Genomic DNA, 21,443 nt, shown 5'->3' with positions numbered 1-21,443 from the left:
CATGCGGATCGAGATTCCCGACGGCGCGGAGCCCATCCCGTACGTGTGGGGCGAGATGGTGCCCGGGATCGGCCCGGCCGCCGCCGCGTACTCCATGGCGGTCTATCAGCACACCACGCTCGGGCTGCGCGAGTTCGAGGCGGCGCGGCTGCGGGTGGCGCAGCTCAACGGCTGTCTGTTCTGTCTGGACTGGCGGACCGAGCGGGACGGTGAGCGGGTCGAGGCGGGTTTCCTGGATGCCGTCGAGGGATGGCGGACCACGGGCGTCTTCGATGAACGGACCCGGCTGGCGGCGGAGTACGCGGAGCGGTACACGCTCGACCACCACGGTCTGGACGACGAGTTCTGGGGTCGGATGAAGGCCCGGTACTCCGACCCGGAGATCGTGGAGCTGACGATGAGCATCGGGTCATGGCTGGCGTTCGGCCGGCTCAACCATGTGCTGGGCCTCGACAGTGTGTGCGTCCTGCCGTCGGCGCAAGGGTCGTAGCGGGAGACGGGAGACGGGGGACGCGGGAGGGAGGACGGTGACGGGCCGGGGCGAAACGATCCGCCCCGACCCGAGAGGCACCCGACCCGAGAGGCACCCGACCCGAGAGACACTCGGCCCCAGAGGCACCCGGCCCGCGAGTCCCAGATCCCAAGACCTCCGAACCCCGGCCTCACAGATCCCCGGCCTCACAGATCCTCGGCGATGATCCTCTCGATGTTGCGCTCGGCGAGCGCGGTGATGGTCACGAACGGATTGACGGTGGTGTTGCCCGGGATCAGCGCCCCGTCCATCACATACAGACCGGCGTGGCCATGGAGCCGGCCGTGGTGGTCGGTGGCCTTGTCGAGGACCGCGCCGCCGAGCGGATGGTAGGTGAGGTGGTCGCCCCAGATCTTGTGGACGCCGAACAGATCGGTGCGGTAGATCGTGCCCTCCTTGGCGTTGATCTTGTCGAAGATGGATTTGGCCATGGTGATGGAGGGCTGTTTCCAGGCGGTCTGCCAGTCCAGGTCGACCCGTCCGGCCGCCGCGTTCCAGGTGAAGCGGGCGCGGTGCGGGTTGTTGGTGATGGAGAGGTAGAAGGACGCGAAGGTCTCGATACCGGTGGGCAGCGGGGCGACCTCGGCGAAGGCGCCTCCGGCGGTCCAGTTGTCGATGCCCGCGGTGGGGATGGACGACTGGAGGGCGCCGGTGGGGTCCCAGAGATGGTTGGCGCGTCCGCACATGACATTGCCGTTGTCGCCCCAGCCCCGGCCGATCTCGTCGTTGAGGCCGGGCAGCGCGCCGGTGGCCTTGAGGCGGACGAGGAGCTTGCTGGTGCCGACGCTCCCGGCGGCGAAGAACACCCGCCGGGCCCAGACGGTCTTGGTGGCGGTGACCGCGCCGGTGGTGTCGAGCTGTTCGACGGTGACGGAGTAGCCGCCGGTCGCGGGGGTCACGGTGGTGACCCGGTGCAGCGGCGAGATGGCGACCTTCCCGGTGGCGCGGGCCTGGGCGAGATAGGTCTTCGGGAGGGACTTCTTGCCGTGGTTGTTGCCGTAGAGGATCTCTCCGGCCAGGGCGGACCTGGGGACCGCTCCGGTGGCCTCCTGCCCCATGTAGCCCCAGTCGTAGACATTGGGCACGAACATGAAGGGGAAGCCGGAGCGCTGGGCGTGCTTGCGGCCGACGCGGGCGTACTGGTAGCACTCCGCCGTCTCGAACCAGGCCGGGTCGACGGTGGTGACGCCGAGGGTGCTGTTGGCTCTCGGGTAGTACACGTCGTACATCTCATCGGCGTCGACGGACGGCAGGATTCCGGGGAAGCGGGCGCGTTGCGGGGTCACCGCCATTCCGCCGTTCACCAGCGAGCCGCCACCGACCCCCCGGCCCTGGTAGACGGTGATGCCGCCCATGTCCTCGGCGTCGAGGATGCCGGTGTAGCGGGGGACGTCCTTGTCGAGCGGGAAGCCGAGGAAATTGCTGAGGGGTTGTTTGGTACGGGTGCGCAGCCAGAAGGAGCGGTAGTCGGGGGTGGTGGTGTTGGCGAAGATCTTGCCATCGGTGCCGGGGGTGTCCCAGGCCATGCCCATCTCGACCATGTGCACGTCGACCCCGGCCTGCGCCAGCCGTAGCGCGGTGACGGAGCCGCCGTATCCGGTGCCGACGACCAGGGCGTCGACGCGTGCGCCGGGTTCGATGACCTGGACCTGCGGGAGTGTGTACGGGTCGGCGGGCAGGGCAGTGGCGGTCGGCAGCTCGAACGCACCGAGCGCCGCCGCACCAAGAATAGAACCAGTTCCACCAATGAATCGTCGGCGGGAAAAACCTCTCTCTTGCTGCGGGTGTATGGATCTGCGGTCCATGTAGATCCCCTTTCACTACAGAAGTGAAACGGGTTCTACTAATTTCCATAAAAGAAGTCACGAGAAACCAACGGGTAACTTCCGGGCACCGGGAACCCGGCACCGGTCATCCGGCATCCGCGCGGAGCGCGCCCAGCAGCCCGGCGAGCGCGGCTCTGGTCTGGTCGAGCCGCTCACCCGGACCAGGGGTCGAGGCCAGCCACAGGGCGGCCTCGTTCATGGCGCCGGACAGCAGATGGACCAGGGGTTCCACGGGCTGCGGCGCGATGGACCCGGCGTCGATCAACTCGGTGAGCGCGTCGGCGAGATGACGTCCGGAGGCGGCCTCGTCAAGGGCCCGCCACTGCGCCCAGCCCAGTACGGCGGGGCCGTCCACCAGCATGATCCGCTGGAGGTCGGGATCGGTGGCCGCCGCGAGGAACTCCCCGCATCCGGCGACGAGCCGGTCCCACGGGTCGTCATGCACGTCGGCCGCCGCCGCCACCCGCCGTCCGACCTCCTCCTGCGCCTCCTCCAGTACGGCGTGGAACAGCTCCGTCTTGCTGGCGAAGTGGTGGTAGAAGGCGCCCTTGGTGACTCCGGCGGCCTGGACGATCCCGGCCAGACCGACCCCGGCATAGCCCAGCTCGGCGAACGCCCGTCCGCCCTCCCGCAGCAGGGTCCGCCGGGTCTGCGCCCGCTGCCGTGCCCGGATGCCCTGGTCCCGCGTCACACGCACTCCCTTCCGAGGTCCACCGCCGTCCGGACCATTTTGACATACCACCGGTATGCCAATACCGTCTTTCACATACCACCGGTACGCGAAAGGACTCGACCATGCCCGCACCCCTCCACCCCACCAGCTTCTATCCGGTGATCGGCACCACCCGGCTCGCGCAGTCGCACGACTTCTACACACGGCTGATGGGCTTCGAGACCACCTTCGAGGCCGACTGGTACGTGAGTCTGCGCCTGGACGCCTACGAACTGGCCCTGCTCGACCACACCCATCCGACGATCCCCGAGGGCTACCGCCGCCCCGCCCAGGGCCTGCTGCTGAACTTCGAGGTGCCGGACGTGGACGCGCAGTGGGAGCGGCTGGTGGTGCGCGAGGGACTGCGCCCGCTGCTCCCGCTGCGCGACGAGGACTTCGGACAGCGGCACTTCATCGTCGCCGACCCGAACGACGTCCTGATCGACGTCATCAGCCCGATCGCGCCGACGGCGGAGTTCGCCGCCCAGTACCTCACCACGTCATGACCGGGGCGGAGGCGGCCCACGGGCCCGTTGTCAGTGCCGCCGCCTACAGTCGGAGCCATGACGGATCGTGAGACCTTCGCCCCGCTGGTCTTCTTCGAGTACGACCACAAGCCGGGCTCCTACTGCCTGATGCTCAGCGACAGCCACATGGTGCAGGTGGAGGACGTCTTCACCGAGTGCGAGCAGTACGCCAGCGGCTACGGCTGGGAGGGCGTCGCCAGATCGGCCGTCCGGGAGCGGGCCCCCGAACTGGCGGGCCGCTTCGGATACGACTGCGAGGCGGGGATGTTCGTCGCCTATGGCGAGGACGCCGACGCGCTCAGACGCCTGGGGACGCTGCTGCACCAGGTGTACGGCGACCGCGCGCTGCTGAGGGAGCTGATCCTCGCGGGTGACCCGGACTGGTTCGACTGACGGCGCCACCGTCCGGGTTCCCGCCGCACCGGGTCTCCTGCCGCCCTCGTGCCTCACATCATGGGGTCCGGCGGGGTCAGGACCCTCGGGGTCAGGTCCAGGGAGCGGACGTGGTGCGCGAGATCGGCCAGCGGGGCGATCCAGGTGTCACCGGTCGCGGTGATGCGCTCGATCAGTGTCTCCAGGGCGGCGGCGCGGGACGGACGGCCGGACAGGAAGGGATGGTTGGTGAGCACGAAACAGCCGCCTTCCTGGTGCAGCGCCTGGAACTCCAGGGTCCACATCTCCAGGACCTTGGCCGGGCTCTCGATCAGACCGGTGCCGGAGATCCCGGGGAGATAGCAGTACTGCTCCCAGTCGTCCAGCGCCCACTGCACGGGGATCTCCACCAGGGAGGAACCACCGGACACGGCCAGTTCATAGGGGACGTCCGCGTCCATCAGGCTGGAGTCGTACAGGAAGCCGCGGTCCGCGAGCAGGTCCGGGGTGCGGTAGGAGAGTTCCCACATCGGGGCCCGGTAGCCGACCGGGCGGACGCCGGTGACGGCCTCCAGGGCGTCCAGTCCCCGGTCCAGGGCGTCCGCCTCCGCCGCCGCGTCCACCCCGGTCGGCGGCTCATGGAGATAGCCGTGGTGGGCGATCTCGTGCCCGGCCGCCGCGATGGAGCGCACCACGTCCGGATAGCGCAGGGCCGTCCACCCCGGGACGCAGAACGTGGCGCGGACATTGTGCCGTCCGAGGACGCCCAGCAGCCGCTCCACCCCTACCAGCGGGCCGTACGACTGATGGGTCATCACGGACATGCGGTGCCGGGCGCCGGGGTGCTCGAACAGGACGGCGGACTCGGCGTCGAGATCGAAGGTGAGGGCGGCGGCGGCCCGGTGGCCCGCGGGCCAGGCGATCGGTTCCGCGGGCCGGGTCGGCGAGGTCATCGGGGCGTCCTTGCGCAGAGGGACACATACTCGTAGGCGAGATTGGCCGCGGCGACGCTGGTGATGTCGGCGTGGTCGTAGGCCGGGGCGACCTCGACGATATCCGCGCCGACCAGGTTGAGGCCCTTCAACCCGCGGACGATGCCGAGCAGTTCCCGGCTGGTCAGACCACCGGCCTCGGGGGTTCCGGTGGCGGGCGCGTGCGCCGGGTCCAGGACGTCGATGTCCACCGACAGATACAGCGGGGCGTCCCCGACGGCCGCCCGGAGCTGGTCCACCACCTCGGCGACCGTCCGGGTCTCGAAGTCGGCGCAGTGCACGACGGTGAAGCCCAGTTCGGCGTCGGCGGTCAGGTCGTCCGGGTCGTAGAGCGAGCCGCGGATGCCGACGTGGGCGCTGGAGCCGGGGATGAACAGGCCCTCCTCGGCGGCGCGCCGGAAGGGGGTGCCGTGGGTGAGGGGGGCGTCGAAGTAGGTGTCCCAGGTGTCGAGATGGGCGTCGAAGTGGATCAGGGCGACCGGTCCGTGCACCCGGTGCATGGCCCGCAGCAGGGGGTAGGCGATGGTGTGGTCGCCGCCCAGGGTGATGAGCCTCGCGCCGTCGCGGATCAGCTCGTAGGCCGCCGCCTCGATCTCCCGGCCCGCCTGGGCGATGTCGAAGGGGTTGCACGGCAGATCACCCGCGTCCACCACCTGCTGGGCACGGAACGGCATGACGTCCAGCCGGGGGTTGTACGGGCGCAGCAGCCGGGACGCCTCACGGATGGCGCCGGGTCCGAAGCGGGCACCGGGCCGGTAGGTGACACCCGCGTCGAAGGGCACCCCGGCGACGGCGACGTCGTAGCGGGGCACGTCCTCGATCCGGGGGAGCCGGGCGAAGGTGGTGAGACCGGCGTAGCGCGGGCTGATCTGGCCGTCCACGGGGCCGACCGGCTCGGTGCGGGCGTCGGGGCTCAGGCTCGGCATCGGGTGCTGCCTCCGTTGATCTGAAGGGTCTGGCCCGTGAGCGAGCCATGGGAGAAATCGGTGAGATGGGCGACCGCCGAGGCGATCTCCTCGGGCCTGCCGATCCGGCCCAGCGGGATACCGGCGGCGTAGCGGCGGTGCGTCTCGTCCAGCGAGAGCCCGGCGTCGGCGGCGTCGACGGCGAGCTGCGGGGTGTCGATGACGCCCGGGGCGACGGCGTTGACCAGGATGTTCTCCGGGGCCAGCTCCCGGCCGAGGCTCTTGACCAGGGCGATCAGTCCGGACTTGGAGGCCGCGTAGGCGCTGGCGTGGGGCCAGCCGGTGACCCCCCACTCGGAGGAGATGACGACGATCCGGCCACGGCCGAGGCGGCGCATCCCCGGCAGGACCGCCTGGACGAGATGGAAGGTGCCGCTCAGATTGGTGTCGACGATCCGCCACCAGTCGTCCTCGTCATGGTCGAGGAAGCCGCCCATGGTCATATAGGCGGCGTTGCAGACGAGGACGTCGAGATCGCCGACGGTGTGCCGCAACTGCTCGACCATGGTGTGCACCTGGGCGCGGTCGGACACGTCGGCGGGCGCGGCGACCGCGTTCGCGGCGCGGACGACGGCGTCCATGTCGGGGCCCGGCGCCGGGCCGCCCACGGCGACCCGGGCGCCGTCGGCGGCCAGCCGTAGCGCGATGGCCCGGCCGATGCCCTGGGTCGCCCCGGTGACCAGGGCGAACGGCGAGCGGGTCGCGGAGAGGTCGGACGTCGGCATCAGATCACGGCTCCGGAGTTGGGCGAGACGACTTCCCCGGTGCAGAAGGTGGCGTCCTGGAGGAGATAGCGCGCGGTGGCGGCGATCTCATGGGGCCGGGCGAGCCGCCGGGTGGGCAGGGTGGCGAGATAGGCGGGGTCGCGCCAGGGCGAGTCCGCGGCGAGCAGCGGGGTGTCGGTGGGGCCGGGCGCCACCGAGTTCACCCGGATGTGATGGGGCGCCAGTTCGGCGGCGAGGCTGCGCACCAGACCGATGACGGCCCCCTTGGCGGCGGCGTAGTGGGCCTCGCCGTCGCCGCCGCCGACGGCGAGTTCGGAGGAGATGGCGACGACACTGCCGCCACCGCGTTCGATCATCGACGGCAGCACGGCCCGCGCGGTGTGGAACAGCCCGCCGAGATGGACCCGGAGCATACGGTGCCATTCCTCGGGGGTGATGGTGTCGACCGGGCTCATGGCGTAGTGCCCGGCGGCGGTGACCAGGCCCTCGACCGGGCCGAGCGCCCGGTGGACATGGTCGACGGCCTGGCGGACCTTCTCCCCGTCGGCGACATCGGCGACCAGGGAGAGGGTGAGCGCGTCGTCGATCACGGGCTGGCGGTCGATACCGGCCACCTGCCAGCCGTAGGTGTGCAGTTCGTGTGCGATCCGGGCACCGATACCGCTGCCGGCACCGGTGACCACGGCGACCCGGGGGTGTTTCATGATCCTGCCTTCTGAGGAAGCGGGCGGGTGGGTGAGCGGGGTGTGCGGGTCCGCTGGTGTGCGGGGTCCGCTGGCGTGCAGGTCCGCTGGTGTGCTGGACCGCGCTAAGGGCGCGGGGGCGTACCGGGCTTGCCCGGGGTCGTGGGTGAGGCGGGCGCGGCGGGCGCCTTGCCGAGCGGGGCGGCCATCGCGGCACCGCCACCGCCACCGCCGTCCCCGGCGCCTTCCCCGCCCCCGGTGACTCCGCCCTCCGCCGCCAGCCGCACCGCCAGCGGCGGCTTGATCCGGTGCCGTACCACGGCGTAGATCACGGCCCCGGCGACGGCCAGCAGGCCGGTCGTCAGGATCATGCTCCAGCGCAGGTACCAGGTGTCGCCCATGGAGGTGCGCGGCCAGGCGATGTTGATCGTCTGGGCCACCGCCCACAGCGCGGCGAGCACGGTGACCGGCAGCCCCCAGCGGCCGAGGCTGAACGCGCCCGGCTTCCACTTGCCGGTGAGCCGGGCGATCAGCGCGGCGATCACCGGGACGGCGAAGGCGATCTGGAAGCCCATGGTGGTGAAGTTGACCAGCACCCGGTAGAGGTTCGACCCGGCGAGCAGCACCAGGATCGCGGCGACCACACCGGTCAGCGCGATGGCGTTGACCGGCAGCCGCTCCGGGCCCGCGAGCTTGACCAGGAACTTGGAACCGGGCAGGGCGTTGTCCCGCGCGGAGCCCCACAGACAGCGGGTGACGGCGGCCTGGACGGCGAGGAAGCTGGACAGGAAGCCGATCACGAACATGATCAGCAGGGGCCGGGCGATCCCCGAGCCGAGCGCGCTGACCAGGGTGTCGGTGACCGGGTCGCCGGATTTCGCGGCCATCACCTGGTCCAGGTTCGGGATGGCGAGGATCACGGCGACGCTGGAGTACATCACGATCGCGGCCACACACAGCAGCGACAGGATGATCGCCTTGGGCACATTGCGTTCGGGCCGCTCGACCTCCTCGGCGATGGACCCGGCCGCCTCGAAGCCGACGAAGGACCAGCCGACGTACGCCATGGCGACCAGGAGGGGGCCGCCGACCCAGGAGCCCAGGCCCTGGGTGCCGAAGCCGTCGAAGAGGACGTCGACCGGGTTGACCCGGTGGAAGACCAGCAGGACCGTGCTGAGGCCGACGGAGCCGACGACCTCGCAGATGATACTGGCGATCACCATGATCTTCAGGATCCGGCGGCCGACCATGTTGGCCAGGGAGCCCAGCGCGAGGATGCCGATGGCGGTGGCCGCGGTGACGCCCTTGCCGGGCCCGTCCACGCCGACCGCCGGGAGCAGGAAGCCCGCGGCGCCGTAGGCGAGGGTGGACAGCGCGATGGTCAGACCCCAGGTGTAGGCCCAGGCGGCGATCCAGCCCCAGGAGGCGCCGCGCAGATGGCGGGCCCACTGGTAGACACTCCCGGCGTAGGGCCAGCGGGAGGCGAGTTCACCGAAGACACAGGCGATCAGCAACTGACCGGCCAGCACGATCGGGAAGGCCCAGAAGAAGGCCGGACCCGCCGAGAACAGACCGAGCGTGAAGATCGCGTAGAGGGCGACGATCGGTGAGACATCGGCGAAGGCCAGCGAGAACGCCGAGCGGAAGCTGAAACCGCGTTTCAGCCGGCTCTCCTCCGCGGCGCCGCCCGACGGCTCGGCGGTGCCCGCTGTGTGTGACGCGACTGGAGGATTCGACATGCGCCGCTCCTTACCTGGCCCCCTGCCGGGGTGGTGATGAGACACCGTCCGCCCGGCACGAGCGAACTTGCAGGGAGTCTGCGTCGCCGGTACTCCCAGATCTACCGAGCGATGACCACAATCGCCACTTGCTCTTTGAGCGATCGCACAACAGGATTACATCGAAGTTACAAGCACGGGGCGGATAAAACGGCCGGAAAGGCAGCGGAGACAGCAGCGGAGAGAACGGCGGAGGAACGATGCCCACCACCATGCATACCGTGCTGGACCTGCCCCATCTGCGGCTCAGCCTGTTCGCCGGGGCGGCGGGGCTGGACCGCGCGGTGTCCTGGGCGCACGCGTCCGACCTGGACAGCCCTTGGGACTGGATGGCGGGCGGCGAGCTGCTGATGCGCAACGGCTGCACCCTGCCGGAGAGCGGCGCGGGCCAGGCCGGGCTGGTCGAGCGCTGCGCCGTGGCGGGCGCGAGCGGCATCCTGATCGGCGAGGACCCCGAGACCCCGGCGCTGACCGACGATTTCGCGGCGGCGGCCGACCGGCACGGGCTGACGGTGCTGACCGCCTCGTACTCGGTGAGTTTCGTGGCGGTGGCCCGTGCGGTCGCCGATGCCAACACCGGGGAGGCGTCGGCGCGCTTCGGGCAGATCGAGAAGATCTATGGGGCGCTGCGCGACAGCCTGGTCGACCGCGCCGGGGACTCGCCCACCGCGCGGCTGGGCCGGGACCTGGGCTGTCGGCTGCTGCTGCTCGACACGGCCACCGCCCACCCGGTGGACCCGGAGGGCGCGGCGCCCGAGCCCGCGCTGCGGCAGGCCCTGCTCACCGCGGTCAGCGATCACAACGGACGCATCCCGGGCGTACTGCACGTGCCGTACACCCGACCGGTGCCGGGGGGCGGGGGGACACCGGGGACGACCGGAGAAGCGGCGGCGGCTGCGGAGGCGGGGCAGGCGTCAGGGGCGGGGAGTACGTCGGGCCCGGGGAGGGCGTCAGGAGCGGGGGAGGCTTCGGGAGCCGGGAGGGCGCCAGGCGCGGGGAAGGCGCCAGGCGCGGCGGGAACGTCGGGCGCGGGGCGGGCGTCAGGCGCGGGGGAAACGCCAGGCGCGGGGAAAGCGCGCGGCACGGCGGGAACGCCGGGCGCGGGGCGCGCCCCAGCCACGGGAGAAACACCAGGCGCAGGAAAAGCCCCAAGCACGGCGGGAACGCCAGCCACGGGGCGCCCCTCAGCCACGGGAGAAACACCAGGCGCAGGACCCGCGCCAAGCCCGGCGGGAACGCCAGGCGCAGGCCGCGCCCCAGCCCCAGCCCCAGCCCCAGCCCCCGGAGAAACATCCGGCACACGCCCCGCACCGGCCCCCGCGAGCCCGCCAGGCATCGCCAACCCCAGGACCACCACCGTGCTCGCCGTGGAGGTGCCCGCCGAGGAGCCGACCGTGCTGGTCGCCGTCGAGCTGCCCGGTCTGGACACCTCCCTGCTGCACCACCTGGCGACCGCGGCGGCCGTGGAGACCGCCCGGCAGGGGATGCTGCGCGAGCATGAGCGGCGGCTCGGCTCGGAGCTGCTGGCCCAGTTGCTGGACGCCCGGGTGGACCCCGGCGCGGCCCGTGAGGAGCTGGCCGCGCACCGGCTCCCGGCCGAGGACCTGGTCGTCCTTGCGGTGTCCCAGGAGAACGTGGCCGAGCAGCGCGATCTCCATCTGGCGCTGAGCCGCCGGCGCGTCCCGCACCTGCTGCTCAACCGCAGCGACCTGCTGCTCGCGCTGCTCACCGACCGCCCCGGCGACGTGGCCGCCGTCCAGCAGCGGCTGGGGCCGGACACCCCGATCGGGCTGAGCGGGACCACCGCCCTGGAGCGGATCTCCGACGCCCGGGACGAGGCGGTGTGGTCGCTGGCCCTGGCCCGCACCTCGTCGGGCGGTCTGGTCCGCTACGGCGACGAGACCGGGTTCACGGTGCTGCGCAGCCATGCCGAGGCCCGCGCCATCGCGGACCGGGTGCTGGGCCCGCTGACCGGGTACGACCGCGCCAACGGCACGGATCTGCTGGGCACCCTGCGGTCCTTCCTGGTCAACCGGCGTTCGTGGCAGCGCACGGCGGCGGCGCTGAACGTCCATAAGCAGACCGTCATGTACCGGATACAGCGGGTGGAGGAACTCACCGGTCGGCGGCTGGCCGAGACCGCCGACATCACCGAGCTGTGGATCGCGTACCAGGCCCACGCGCTGCTGCGCGGCGAGGTACTGCGCTGAGGGGCGGACGGCACAGGCGCCCACCCCTGCGCGCGGTCGGCTACGCGTCGAGCACCCGTCCCATCCAGTTGTGCACGGCGTCGTCGGCGGCGCGGCTGAGGGTGGCCTCGCGGATCATGCCGAAGCCGTGGAAGCCGCCCGCCCAGACATGGAGTTCGGCCTGTCCACCGGCCGCCCAGATCCGGGAGGCGTAGTCCACGTCCTCGTCACGGAAGACCTCCGCCGAGCCGGTGTCGATGAACGCCGGGGGCAGCCCCGAAAGGTCCGTGGCACGGGCCGGGGCGGCGTACGGGGAGACGCCGTCGATGCCCTTCGCGGCGCCGAGCAGCGCGGTCCAGCCGACGACGTTGTGCTGCCGGTTCCAGACGAGGGCGTCCTCGTACTGGCGGCTGGAGACGGTCTGGTCGCGGTCGTCGAGCATCGGGCAGTTCAGCAGCTGGCCGACCAGGCGCGGGCCGCCCCGGTCCCGGCACAGCAGCGCGACCGCGGCGGCCAGTCCGCCGCCCGCGCTGCCCCCGGCGAGCAGGACGCGCTCCGGGTCCACCCCGATCTCGGCGGCGTGCTTGGCGACCCAGACCAGTCCGGCGTAGCAGTCCTCGACGGGGGCGGGGTGCGGATGCTCGGGCGCGAGCCGGTACTCGACCGACACCACGGTCACCCCGAACCGCTCGATCCACTCGGGGAAGGCGGCGGCCCCGGTGGACCGGTCCCCCACGATCATTCCGCCGCCGTGGATGAAGTAGACGCAGGGGGCGGCCCCGGAGGCGCCGGGACGGCGGACGACCGAGAGGGTCACGTCCGGGGCGCCCTCGGGGCCGGGCACGGACAGCTCGGTGTGTTCCAGACCGGCCTGCGCCACGATGTCCGCCAGCGGCGGCGACATCTGGGCCATCTCGGCGCGCAGGTCCGCGATCCGGTCGACGGTGATGTCCAGCGCGGGGATGTCGCCCGACTCCAGATAGGCGCGCAGCTCGGGGTCGTACGGCGGGCGGGCGAGGGACATGGCTGCCTCCTGGACGGTGCCGGGTGCGGGGGGCTGCGACCAACTGTGCGCCCGGGGACCGGTGCGGCGGGACCGCCAGGCGCGCGCGGTTGCGCGCCGGGCACCCGCCATATGGCGGGCGGCGGTGACCGAGACGGGGTCCCGGTCCGGTCAGCCGTCGCTCTCGTCGTAGCCGAAGGTGGTCGTGATCAGCCGGTACGCGGCCAGGTCGAGGGAGAGCCGCAGGCGTCCCTCGGCGCCGCGCACATCGTGGCCGAGGAGCGCGGTGAGCTGTTCGCAGCGGGCCTGGAGCGTGGAGTGGTGGACTCCGCAGAGCGCGGCGGCGGCCCGCACGCTGTCGGTGGTGGTGAGCGCGCGCAGGGTGTCCAGGCCCCAGGGCTCGGCGACGGCCCGGCCGATCCGTGCGACGGCCGACGCCAGGGCCCGGTTCAGCGGGAGCGTGATCTCGACGGAGCCGAGCAGCCCGAGGTCGTCGGCGTTCTGGACGGGGTGCCAGGGGGAGGCGAGCTGGAGGGCGGCCAGGGCGCCGCGCAGGGTGGGCGGCAGCGCGGTGACGGGTGCGGAGGTGCCCACCCCGACCGGTCCGTCGTCCGGTGGCGGCGCGGCCACCGGGGCGACGGTCGCGCGGACCGGCCCGGCGGCGGTGGTCACGATCGCCGTCCGCGCGGGCAGCGGCGCGCCGCGCGGACCCGGCGGACGCAGCAGCACCCGGGCGGACGCGGTGGCGGGCAGCCCGAGGGCGCGCGCGGACCGCGTCCGCGCCTCGTCGGAGGCCCCGCCGTCCAGCAGTACGGCGGCGGCGGCGGCGGTGTCGGGCAGTCCCCCGCTGAGCCGGTCCAGCGAGAGCCGTACGGCGACGGCCAGCCGTTCCAGCAGGAGCAGGTCGCGCGGGGTGGGCGGGCCCTCGCGCTCGACCCAGACCAGACCGCCGTCCGGCACCGGGCGGGCGGGCCAGCGGGACTCGATCTCCGCGACGGTGACCGTGGGGGCTGTGCGGGTGCCGTCGGTGTCGACCCGGACGACGAGCCGCCGGTCGGGACGGAGCAGTCCGACCGGCGCGGCGGCGAACGCCCCGGCGGCCCGGACGAGGCCCTCCAGCGGGGCGCGGCTCTCCACGAGGGCGTCGAACAGCCCGATCACCTTCAAGCTCTCGGCGGCGGCCAGGTCCACCGCGGCGAGCTGCGAGACCAGTTCTCTCATCACGCGCTCCCTCCACCCGCACTGCGGCCAGGGTAAGCGGCCGTGGGAGCGGAGGGCCGTGGTGGAGCCGGTTTTTAAATGGGAACCATTTTCATGTAGCGTCGCTGTGCCCGACCAGCCCGTCACGTCGCCCGAGCGAGGAGCACCATGGCCGTCCCCAAGCGCAAGATGTCCCGCAGCAACACCCGTCACCGCCGCGCCCAGTGGAAGGCCACCACCCCCGTCCTCGTACCGGTGACCATCGAGGGCGTACGGCATCTGGTGCCGCAGCATCTGGTGAAGGCGTACGAGCGGGGGCTGCTGCGGCCCGCCGACTGAGCGACCCCCCTAAGGGTCCACCAGCACCGCGTCATAGGGGGTCGAGCGCGCCCGGCCCGACATGAAGGACAGGAAGTCCTTGATGAACGCGCTACGGCTGTACGTGGTCCGGGTCGCCGCCGGGTCCCGGTGGAACCCGGTCCGGAAGAGCGCCCGGTACTCGTCGGCGTCGATGCTCCGGCTGCCGTCCTTGTCCGTGACGTCGAACAGCACCTCGGCCGCGCGGATCAGCGCGGGCCCGGCGAGGGAGGGTACGGCGGCGGCGTACTCCTCGGCGCTGACCCGTCCGTCGCCGTCGGTGTCCAGGGCGCCTTGCAGCTCCCGCCACCAGTCGGCGAAGGCGCGGTACAGCCGGGTCTCCTCGGGCTCGTCCAGGTCGAGGCGGCTCGCCAGTTCCCGGGCCATCGCCGCGAGGTCGGGCCACTCCAGGTAGCCGTCGCCGGTCTGGTCCAGCACCTGGCGGAAGAACTCCTCCGACTCGCGGCGCGGAGTGGCGGCGGAGGCGGGCTCCGGGGCGGTGCCCCAGGTCGAGTCCGGCGCCGTCGCCGACGACCAGGGCGCCGGGACCGCCGGGGTCATCAGCCGGACCAGTGCGGCGGCCCGTTTCATCCGGTCCTGGAGCGCGGCGAGGGTGCGCGCGGGGGCGCTGTCGCTGTCGGGTGAGGGGTCCAGGAGTTCGGCGAGGTTCTCGGTGGCGAGCCAGCTCTCGGGGAGGAAGCGGGTCAGGCCGACGGTGAGATAGGCGCCCTGCATCAGGGTCTGCGCCCCGGGCACCTCCGCCAGTCCGGCCCGGCGCCGGAACGCCTCCGGCAGCGAGGCGACGGTGACCGCCCCGATGACCGGCCCGGCCAGCGCCCGCCCCGCCGCCCACACCGTGGGCACGCCGTTCAGCACGGGCGGCGCGGGAAGGTGGTCGAAGAGCCGGAACAGGATGATCCGCGCGGCCTCCGTGTTCTCCAGCTCCTCCTCGACCACCCGGTCGAAGTACGGCCAGAAGTCGTGCAGCCGCGCGGGAAGGTGGCCGGGCGGGTCGCCCATCAGGGTGTGGAAGGCGAGGAATTCGGCGTACAGCCGCTCCATATCTTGTCGTTCCAGGGGCTGGCCGCCGAGGCGGCACATGGTGACCACGCTCTCGAACAGGGTCGCCACCACCCAGGCCCGTGCGGCGGGGTCCGTGCCGTCGTAGGGGCGCTGCTCGGCGTCGGTCCCGGTGAGCCGGGCGTGCAGCCGGTTCAGCCGGGCCGCCTCCCGCTGCCGTGTCCCGGCGTCGGCGCCGAACAACCGCTGCACGCTCATGAAGGTGTTGCGCAGCCGCCGCCAGGGGTGGGCGACGAAGGTGGAGTTCTCGGCGAGGGCCGCGCCGATCTGCGGATGGGCCGCCTCCAGCACGGTCGCCCGGACCATGGCCAGGGCCCAGCGGGGGTCGTTGAGGAAGGAGTGGAAAAGGGCGCCGGGGCCGAAGAGGGGGTCGGAGTTCTCGGGGGCGGTGGGGTCCGTAGCGGGGCCCGGTGGGTCGGTCGTCCCCTCGGTGGGAGCGGAGTCACCTGTGCTCGTCACGATCGTGGTTCTCCCTTGGGTGCGGTGCGGTGCGGTGCGGTGCGGTGCGCGTCGGTGAGGTCTGGGGGGTTAGGTCGGCGTCGATCCGCCGCGCGGCGGTTCGGGCCGGACGGCACCGAAGCGGCGTTCACGGCGGCGGTAGGCGTGCAGACAGTCGAGGAAGTGCGGTGCGCGGAAGTCGGGCCACAGCACGGGCGGGAAGACCCACTCGGCGTAGGCGACCTGCCACAGCATGAAGTTGGAGATGCGCTGCTCACCGGAGGTGCGGATCACCAGATCGACGTCCGGGGTGTCGGGGAAGGGCAGATGGGCCGCGAACGACCGCTCGGTCACCGCGTCGGCGGGCACTCCCTCGCGGATCAGCGAGCGGGCGGCGGCCACGATGTCCTGCCGTCCGCCGTGGTCGAAGGCGACGGTCAGGGTCATGCCCCGGTTCGCCTCGGTGAGGGTCGTCAGATCGGCGAAGTCCCGGGTGAGCGCGGGCGGAATGCGCGGGTCGGCGACCCCGAGGAAACGGCAGCGGATACCGCGCGCGTGCAGCAGCGGGGCGTGTTTGCGGACGACCCGGCGGACCAGGTGCATCAGCTGGTCCACCTCGGCGGTGGGCCGCCGCCAGTTCTCGGTGGAGAAGGCGTAGAGGCTGAGCCACTCGACCCCGGCGGCGCGGGCCGCCTCGACGACATCGATGACGGTCGTCTCGGCCGCGCGGTGGCCCGATGTGCGGGGCAGCTCCCGCTGGGCGGCCCAGCGGCCGTTGCCGTCCATCACACAGGCGACATGCCGGGGCACGGCACGCGGGCCGTGCGATGCCGGTATGGCCGGGACTGCCGGGAATGCCGGGACAGATGAAACAGCGCCCGCACCGCTCGACTCGCTCAACCGTCACGCCCTCGCGTTGATCCGACAACCCGGAAAGTGTGGCAACGCCGCTCACCCGGACGACGCACGAAGCCGTTCGCTTCACCCACGTGGGTGAGGGATCGTATGTTCGTGCGCGTAGCCGCCGTGCGCCGTGCGCCGAACACCAGGCATCAGGCGCCGGGCATCGGACGCCGGACCCGGGACGCCGAACACCGGGCATCGGACGCCGGACCCCCGGCGCCGAACACCGGGCATCGAGCGTCCAGCATCGAGAGGAGCCGCTGTGACCGCGAGCGTCGTCCGTCCCGGGGTCGGGGCGCTGACCCCCCGCCCCGCCCCCGACGGCCTGCGCATGTGGACCGTCGACCAGCCCCCCGTGAGCACGCTCTACGGCGTGCCCGTGGAGGCACACATCCTGCTGGCGGGCGCGGACGGTCTCGACGGCGCCGATCTGCCGTTGATCGCCGAGGTGCTCGCCGGGGTCGACGGTGTGCTCCTGGCCGCGCTGCGCTTCGTCCACGACGCACTGCGGGACGACCCCGGCTTCTTCGGGCTGACGCCCGCGCGGGCCGCTCCCCCGCTGGCGGCCGGACCGACCGGCCTCCCGCTGGAGTCACCGCAGTTCACCTTCCACGACGACGGATGGCTGCTGCGGTTCGAGGGGCGGCTGCCGGTGTGCGATCCCTATGGGCTCGCCGTGCTGTTCGAGGGGACCCGGCCGGTCGGGCTGGAGGATCTCAGCGAGGCCGAGATGATCGACCCCGACTGAGCCCGTGTCCCTCGCCGCCCTCGCCCCGGTCCGCCGGTGAGTGCCTGGTGCACGACTGGGCCCGTCCCCCCTCCCCTCTCCCCCTCGCCCCCGTCAGCCGGTGAGTGCCTGGTGCAGGCGTCTGCCCTCCGTGAGGAGTCTGCTGGAGCCGTGCCGGGCCGCCAGCTCGGTGAGCCAGGGGGCGTCCTCGCGGGCGCCGCTGACTTCCGCCGCGCCCGCCAGGGCGGCGAGCAGGTCGCCGGTGCCGCGCGGCGGCGGGGCGTCCGCGGTGAGCAGCGGCGGGAGCAGGGCGGCGCCGATGGCCCAGGCCGTGGCGGGGGCGCCCGCGGACACCGTGGTGGCGAGGGCGTCGGCGACCCGGGTGGCCTTGACGGCACCGAGGGACAGCAGTTCCGCGAGGTCCGCGCCCAGCCGGGCCGGGTCGAGGGTGGCGCGGGCGGCGAGGGTGAGCACGGCGTCGACCACGGCGAGCCGGTCGTCGGCGTGCCGGGCGCTCATGCCGTAGGCGAGGGCGAGGTGCAGGGCGGGTCCGGCCGGTCCGGGCGCCTCGGCGAGGCTGAGCAGCACGCCCGTCTCGACCCGCTCGGAGCCGTCGGCGGCCTCGGCCGCCAGCCGGATCAGATGGACGGCCAGGGTGTCGGGCCGGTCGGGGCACAGGGAGACCCACTTGCGGGCGGAGCCGTAGAGGCAGCCGCACCAGCGATGGGCCGGACGGTACCCGTCGCCGAGGGCGGGCAGGGCCGGGAGCGCCTTGGCGAGGGGGCGGCTGGGGGCGTCGGTCAGCTCGGTGCGGGTCCGGTCGTCCGCGATCCGTACCGCCGTGCGTTCCGGTGCGGGGACCGGCGGGGGCGGGGTGGTCAGCCAGGCGGCGAGGCGGCGGCCGGCGGGGGTGCCCAGCGCGTGGGCGCGGGCGAGGTGGGCGGTGGGGTCGGTGGGGCGACTCAGCCGCAGCAGGGCGGTGTCGAAGTCGGCGGGGGCGGGATCGGCGCCCTCGGCGCGGTAGAGGTCGAGGCGGTCCAGCAGGTCGGCGGGGTCCAGTTCGCCCGAGTCGAGGCTCGGGGTGGACAGCAGCCGGGGCGGGACGGGGCCGGTGACCATCAGCTGGGTCAGTTCGGCGAGCCGGTGGCGCCAGGGCAGGCTGAAGCGGGAGTGGGGGCAGTCCCGGTGGGCGAGGGCACGGCGGGCCTTCTTGACGTCCCCGGCGTCGATCCAGCCGGTGACGGCGGCGAGCAGCGGGAGCAGCCCGAAGCCGCCGTACATCCGCCAGTTGGTGCGGCTCAGCGCGTCGTCATGGCGTTGCGCGATCGGCTCCAGGGCCTTGGTGAGCGCCTCGCGGTCCTGGTGGGCGAGGCGGATCAGGCCGTCCAGCGCCCATTCGTGGGGACCGGTGGTGGCGCGGTTGCGCAGATCGGTGGCGAGGATCGCGGCGAACTCGGCGGCGAACTCCTCGGCGCTGTGCGGCGGGGGCGCGAGCGGGGCGGGCTTGCGGGGTTCGGGCAGGGTGTCGCGGTGCGGCTCGCGGGCGCCGGGTCCGGCCCAGTCGGGGACGAGTCCGGGGGCGTCGAACAGGTCGGCGGCGGTGGCGAGGAGTCCGGGGCGCAGCAGGACGGCCGCGGCGGCGAGGTCCTCGCGGGCGGCGGGTCCGGCGTGGGCGAGGTGCCGTCCGGCCAGCCGCAGGGCGCGCTGCTGGAGGGCGGTGTCGGCGTGTCCGAAGACATCGCCGAGGGTGGGCAGCAGGACGGGGGCGTCGTCCCGCGTGCGGCGCAGGGCGGTCTCCAGCCAGGAGAGCTGGGTGCGCACGAGGTGCTTCTCGGTGCGGAAGAACACCCCACGGGCGGTCTCGGCGAATTGCGGTGTGCTGAGCCGCCCGGCGTCCCACAGGGCGCGCAGCCCGTCCAGGGCGTACCCGGCGGCCACGGACGGGGCGTCGGCGGCGACGCGTATCCAGTCGCCGGTGCGCTCGGTGTGTTCGTCGGCGGTCAGGTCCAGGGCGCGCAGCAGGGCGACGCAGAACCGGACGCCGCCGAGCGGCCAGGTGCCGCGCAGCAGGACGGCGACGGAGGCGTCGGTGAGGGCGCGGCGGTCCAGGACGCCGTCGGCGGCGAGGGCCGCGTAGGTGCCGTGCCAGGTGTCGATCAGGTGCCGGCCGTCGCGGCAGGCCGCCCACACCAACTGCCCGGTGAGTTCGGGGGTGTCGAGGATGAAGGGCAGCATGCGCGGGGTCAGCGGGTCCTCGCGGAGCGCGGCGAGCAGCCCGCCGCAGGGCGCGTCCGGGTCGGGGGCCTGGGCTCCGCGGCGGCGGTTCGCACGGTGCGGGCAGCGCTCGTAGTGCCGGTCGTACGCCTCGTACTGCCATTGGGCGCCGGTCGCCTCGGTGAGGGGCAGCGGGAGGTCGGCGATGTCGGCGAGGGTGCGCAGCAGCAGGAAGTCCCAGCGGCCCATGTCGGGGACGGCGGCCAGCCGTTCCAGCACCGTGCGGAGGAACTCCGGGGGGCGTCCGGCGAGTACCGCGCCCACCAGGTACGGGTCCTGTTCATGGCTGTACGGGCGCTTGAGCCAGGTGGCGCAGGCGACGGCGCCGGTGTGGCAGCCGGCCGCGGCGAGGTAGGCGGCGCGGCGGGTGTCGGTGGGCGCGGTGCCGTCCTCCCGCAGCCGTTTGAGGTCGGGGAGCAGGGCGCGGCGGGCCCGGTCGTCGAGGTCGGCCAGCAGGACCGGGATCTCGTTGCGGGCGCCGGACTCGACGGCCCGGAGCAGTGCGGCGGCCGGGTCCTTCCCCGCCTCGTGGCGGAACCGCTGGATCTTGGCGGGGCTCGCCGGGCGGGTGGAACGGGCGGGCCAGCGGATCATCGGTGCTCCAGGGGTGCGCTGTCACGGCGGTGGGCGATACGGACGGCCAGGGCGTGCTTGCAGGGTCCGCGCCCGCCCCGGTGGTCGGACCACCAGGGGCAGGTGCAGCTCAGCCCGGGTCCGTCCGGGGCGGGCCGGACGAGATGGGTACGGTCGCCGGAGCGGACGTCGGCGACCGGGCCGCCGGGGTGGCCGGGGGGCTCGCGGAAGGTGACGGCGCCGTCGGCGACCAGGGCGCGGGCGGCGACGAGGCGGGGGTTGTGGCGCTCGGCGCGGTCGGCGTCGTAGGGCAGTTCGCGGTGGAAGTAGGCGGCTTCGGCGCAGTCGTAGCCGACCCGGCCCGCCGTGCCCAGCCGGGTGAGGGCGGCCCGGACCCGGTCCCGGGTGAGGCCCGCGCGGGCGGCGAGGTCGGCCGGGTCGATCCGGGGCTCCCAGGCGAGGAGGACGCCGACGAGTTCGGCGTCGGCGGCCGTGTCGTCGCCCGCGAGCGCCTCCAGGACGCCCCCTTCGCCGCTGAAGCCGCGGCTCACGGCGGGCGACAGGACCAGGGTGAGCCGCATACCGGGCAGGTCGACCTCCCAACCGGAGGCCAGCGGGGGGCTGTCGGCGGCGGCGGGCGGGCCGTAGAGGCGCAGTCCCGTGGCGTGGCGCAGGACGCGGTGCAGGGTGGCGAGGCGCCAGGGGCCGGGCAGGCAGACCGCGCCGGGCGCGGGGCGGCTGGTGGGGCGCAGGGCGCGCCCGGCGAGCAGCAGCCACTGGACGGCGGCGCCGGGGCGTCCGGTGCGGGGCAGCCCGCGCAGGAAGCGGAGGGTCTCGGCGGCGCCGAGTTCGGCACGCGGCTCGAACGCGGCGGAGATCACCTGGGTCTCGGCGAAGCCGCGCAGCCAGCGGTCGGGCAGCGGCACCTTCTTCTCCACCACCCGGCCGCCCAGGGTGGTCACCGCCAACTCCTCCGGGCCGACCCGCAGATGGAGCGGGTCGTCGGCGCCGATCCTGGTCAGGGCGTCCCGCAGCGGGTTGTTGACGTCGACATTGGTCGTGCCGTGCAACACCTCGCCGCCGTCGAGACCGTCGCCCAGGACGTCGAGCCGGGCGTAGACCCCGCAGCAGCCGGAGAACGACTCGAACCGCAGCCGGTCGCCCTGCGCGGTGACCACCGGGTCGAGCAGCCGGGCCAGTTCCGGCCGGTAGTAGCGCGCGCCCGCCACGTCGGCCACCGCCAGCAGTCCCGCCGCGGCGGTCCACGGGCGGGTCAGGAAACCGGAGAAGAACCGCGGCCGGGCCACGGGTCCGGCGGGGGTCAGCCCGCCGGAGGTCTCCAGTCCGAGTGCCGTCCCCCGTGCGGTCGTCCGCACGGCGGAGGGCTGGGCGTAGGTGTACGCCTGAAGATTCGACGCCATGCCCAGAACGCTACGGGCTGCCACTGACAACGCCGTTCGACCTGCGGATCTACGCCGGTGGCGACGGGATCGCGGTGGTCGTCACGCCGGGAGCCGGGCACCTCGCCGACACGGGCGGCCGGCGTCGGCGGAGGCGTACGCGTCCTTCTGCGGCCCGCGGAGGCGT

At 73.2% G+C, this 21,443-nt stretch carries 19 protein-coding genes; 6 read left to right on the top strand and 13 right to left on the bottom strand.

Going from position 1 to position 21,443, the window contains the following annotated elements; genetic code table 11:
* The first annotated feature begins 1 nt into the window (after position 1).
* Entirely contained in the window at positions 2-490 is a 489-nt protein-coding gene (locus tag AB0D49_RS07110) for a carboxymuconolactone decarboxylase family protein (RefSeq protein ID WP_362752000.1), read from the top strand.
* 188 nt (positions 491-678) lie between these two features.
* On the opposite strand, the gene AB0D49_RS07105 is transcribed toward AB0D49_RS07110, so the two are convergent.
* The gene (locus AB0D49_RS07105; protein ID WP_362751997.1) at positions 679-2,337 is read right to left on the bottom strand and encodes a GMC oxidoreductase; all 1,659 of its coding nucleotides are present in this window, start codon (positions 2,335-2,337) and stop codon (positions 679-681) included.
* Positions 2,338-2,443: 106 nt separating this feature from the next.
* Positions 2,444-3,049 (bottom strand): TetR/AcrR family transcriptional regulator, encoded by a 606-nt coding sequence (locus AB0D49_RS07100; RefSeq protein WP_362751995.1) that lies wholly within the window; start codon positions 3,047-3,049, stop codon positions 2,444-2,446.
* Between the two features lie 104 nt (positions 3,050-3,153).
* Between AB0D49_RS07100 and AB0D49_RS07095 the strand changes: the two genes are divergently transcribed.
* On the top strand, positions 3,154-3,576 hold the full coding sequence (locus AB0D49_RS07095) for a VOC family protein (RefSeq protein ID WP_362751992.1): 423 nt from the start codon (positions 3,154-3,156) through the stop codon (positions 3,574-3,576).
* Positions 3,577-3,633: 57 nt separating this feature from the next.
* Entirely contained in the window at positions 3,634-3,990 is a 357-nt protein-coding gene (locus AB0D49_RS07090; RefSeq protein WP_362751989.1) for an immunity 51 family protein, read from the top strand.
* A 53-nt stretch (positions 3,991-4,043) separates the two neighbouring features.
* On the opposite strand, the gene AB0D49_RS07085 is transcribed toward AB0D49_RS07090, so the two are convergent.
* From AB0D49_RS07085 to AB0D49_RS07065, 5 genes are all read right to left on the bottom strand, one after another.
* Complete coding sequence (locus AB0D49_RS07085; protein ID WP_362751987.1) at positions 4,044-4,922, bottom strand: polysaccharide deacetylase; 879 nt, start codon at positions 4,920-4,922, stop codon at positions 4,044-4,046.
* A complete protein-coding gene (gene speB, locus AB0D49_RS07080; protein ID WP_362751984.1) occupies positions 4,919-5,887 on the bottom strand; it encodes an agmatinase in 969 nt (322 codons plus the stop codon). The genes AB0D49_RS07085 and speB overlap by 4 nt, the downstream gene beginning before the upstream one ends.
* Complete coding sequence (locus tag AB0D49_RS07075) at positions 5,875-6,651, bottom strand: SDR family oxidoreductase (RefSeq protein WP_362751981.1); 777 nt, start codon at positions 6,649-6,651, stop codon at positions 5,875-5,877. The genes speB and AB0D49_RS07075 overlap by 13 nt, the downstream gene beginning before the upstream one ends.
* Entirely contained in the window at positions 6,651-7,355 is a 705-nt protein-coding gene (locus AB0D49_RS07070; RefSeq protein WP_362751978.1) for an SDR family oxidoreductase, read from the bottom strand. The genes AB0D49_RS07075 and AB0D49_RS07070 overlap by 1 nt, the downstream gene beginning before the upstream one ends.
* A gap of 104 nt (positions 7,356-7,459) precedes the next feature.
* Positions 7,460-9,073 (bottom strand): amino acid permease, encoded by a 1,614-nt coding sequence (locus AB0D49_RS07065; RefSeq protein ID WP_362751975.1) that lies wholly within the window; start codon positions 9,071-9,073, stop codon positions 7,460-7,462.
* A 239-nt stretch (positions 9,074-9,312) separates the two neighbouring features.
* Here AB0D49_RS07065 and AB0D49_RS07060 point away from each other — a divergent pair, with 239 nt between their 5' ends.
* Entirely contained in the window at positions 9,313-11,322 is a 2,010-nt protein-coding gene (locus AB0D49_RS07060; RefSeq protein WP_362751972.1) for a PucR family transcriptional regulator ligand-binding domain-containing protein, read from the top strand.
* Positions 11,323-11,362: 40 nt separating this feature from the next.
* Here AB0D49_RS07060 and AB0D49_RS07055 read toward each other — a convergent pair whose 3' ends face one another.
* Positions 11,363-12,325 (bottom strand): alpha/beta hydrolase, encoded by a 963-nt coding sequence (locus tag AB0D49_RS07055; protein WP_362751969.1) that lies wholly within the window; start codon positions 12,323-12,325, stop codon positions 11,363-11,365.
* 150 nt (positions 12,326-12,475) lie between these two features.
* Positions 12,476-13,525: a helix-turn-helix domain-containing protein gene (locus AB0D49_RS07050; RefSeq protein ID WP_362751967.1), complete on the bottom strand. Its 1,050-nt coding sequence runs from the start codon at positions 13,523-13,525 to the stop codon at positions 12,476-12,478.
* 147 nt (positions 13,526-13,672) lie between these two features.
* Here AB0D49_RS07050 and rpmF point away from each other — a divergent pair, with 147 nt between their 5' ends.
* Positions 13,673-13,843, top strand: a complete 171-nt coding sequence (gene rpmF / locus AB0D49_RS07045) for a 50S ribosomal protein L32 (RefSeq protein WP_362751964.1) — start codon at positions 13,673-13,675, stop codon at positions 13,841-13,843.
* A 9-nt stretch (positions 13,844-13,852) separates the two neighbouring features.
* Here the strand turns inward: rpmF and AB0D49_RS07040 are convergent, their stop codons facing one another.
* The gene (locus AB0D49_RS07040; protein ID WP_362751961.1) at positions 13,853-15,400 is read right to left on the bottom strand and encodes an oxygenase MpaB family protein; all 1,548 of its coding nucleotides are present in this window, start codon (positions 15,398-15,400) and stop codon (positions 13,853-13,855) included.
* A 69-nt stretch (positions 15,401-15,469) separates the two neighbouring features.
* Positions 15,470-16,216: a polyprenyl diphosphate synthase gene (gene uppS / locus AB0D49_RS07035; protein WP_362752137.1), complete on the bottom strand. Its 747-nt coding sequence runs from the start codon at positions 16,214-16,216 to the stop codon at positions 15,470-15,472.
* Positions 16,217-16,544: 328 nt separating this feature from the next.
* Here uppS and AB0D49_RS07030 point away from each other — a divergent pair, with 328 nt between their 5' ends.
* Positions 16,545-17,030 (top strand): hypothetical protein, encoded by a 486-nt coding sequence (locus AB0D49_RS07030; RefSeq protein ID WP_362751958.1) that lies wholly within the window; start codon positions 16,545-16,547, stop codon positions 17,028-17,030.
* 93 nt (positions 17,031-17,123) lie between these two features.
* On the opposite strand, the gene AB0D49_RS07025 is transcribed toward AB0D49_RS07030, so the two are convergent.
* Both AB0D49_RS07025 and AB0D49_RS07020 read right to left on the bottom strand, forming a co-directional pair.
* Complete coding sequence (locus tag AB0D49_RS07025) at positions 17,124-19,877, bottom strand: DUF6493 family protein (protein ID WP_362751955.1); 2,754 nt, start codon at positions 19,875-19,877, stop codon at positions 17,124-17,126.
* Positions 19,874-21,277, bottom strand: coding sequence for an SWIM zinc finger family protein (locus AB0D49_RS07020; protein ID WP_362751953.1), 1,404 nt, complete (start codon positions 21,275-21,277; stop codon positions 19,874-19,876). The genes AB0D49_RS07025 and AB0D49_RS07020 overlap by 4 nt, the downstream gene beginning before the upstream one ends.
* Positions 21,278-21,443 lie beyond the last annotated feature (166 nt).

It is taken from the genome of Streptomyces sp. NPDC048290 (assembly GCF_040652095.1).
Taxonomy (GTDB): domain Bacteria; phylum Actinomycetota; class Actinomycetes; order Streptomycetales; family Streptomycetaceae; genus Streptomyces.
The sequence above is the reverse complement of the archived record's forward strand: the minus strand, read 5'-3'. Positions and strand labels throughout refer to the sequence as shown.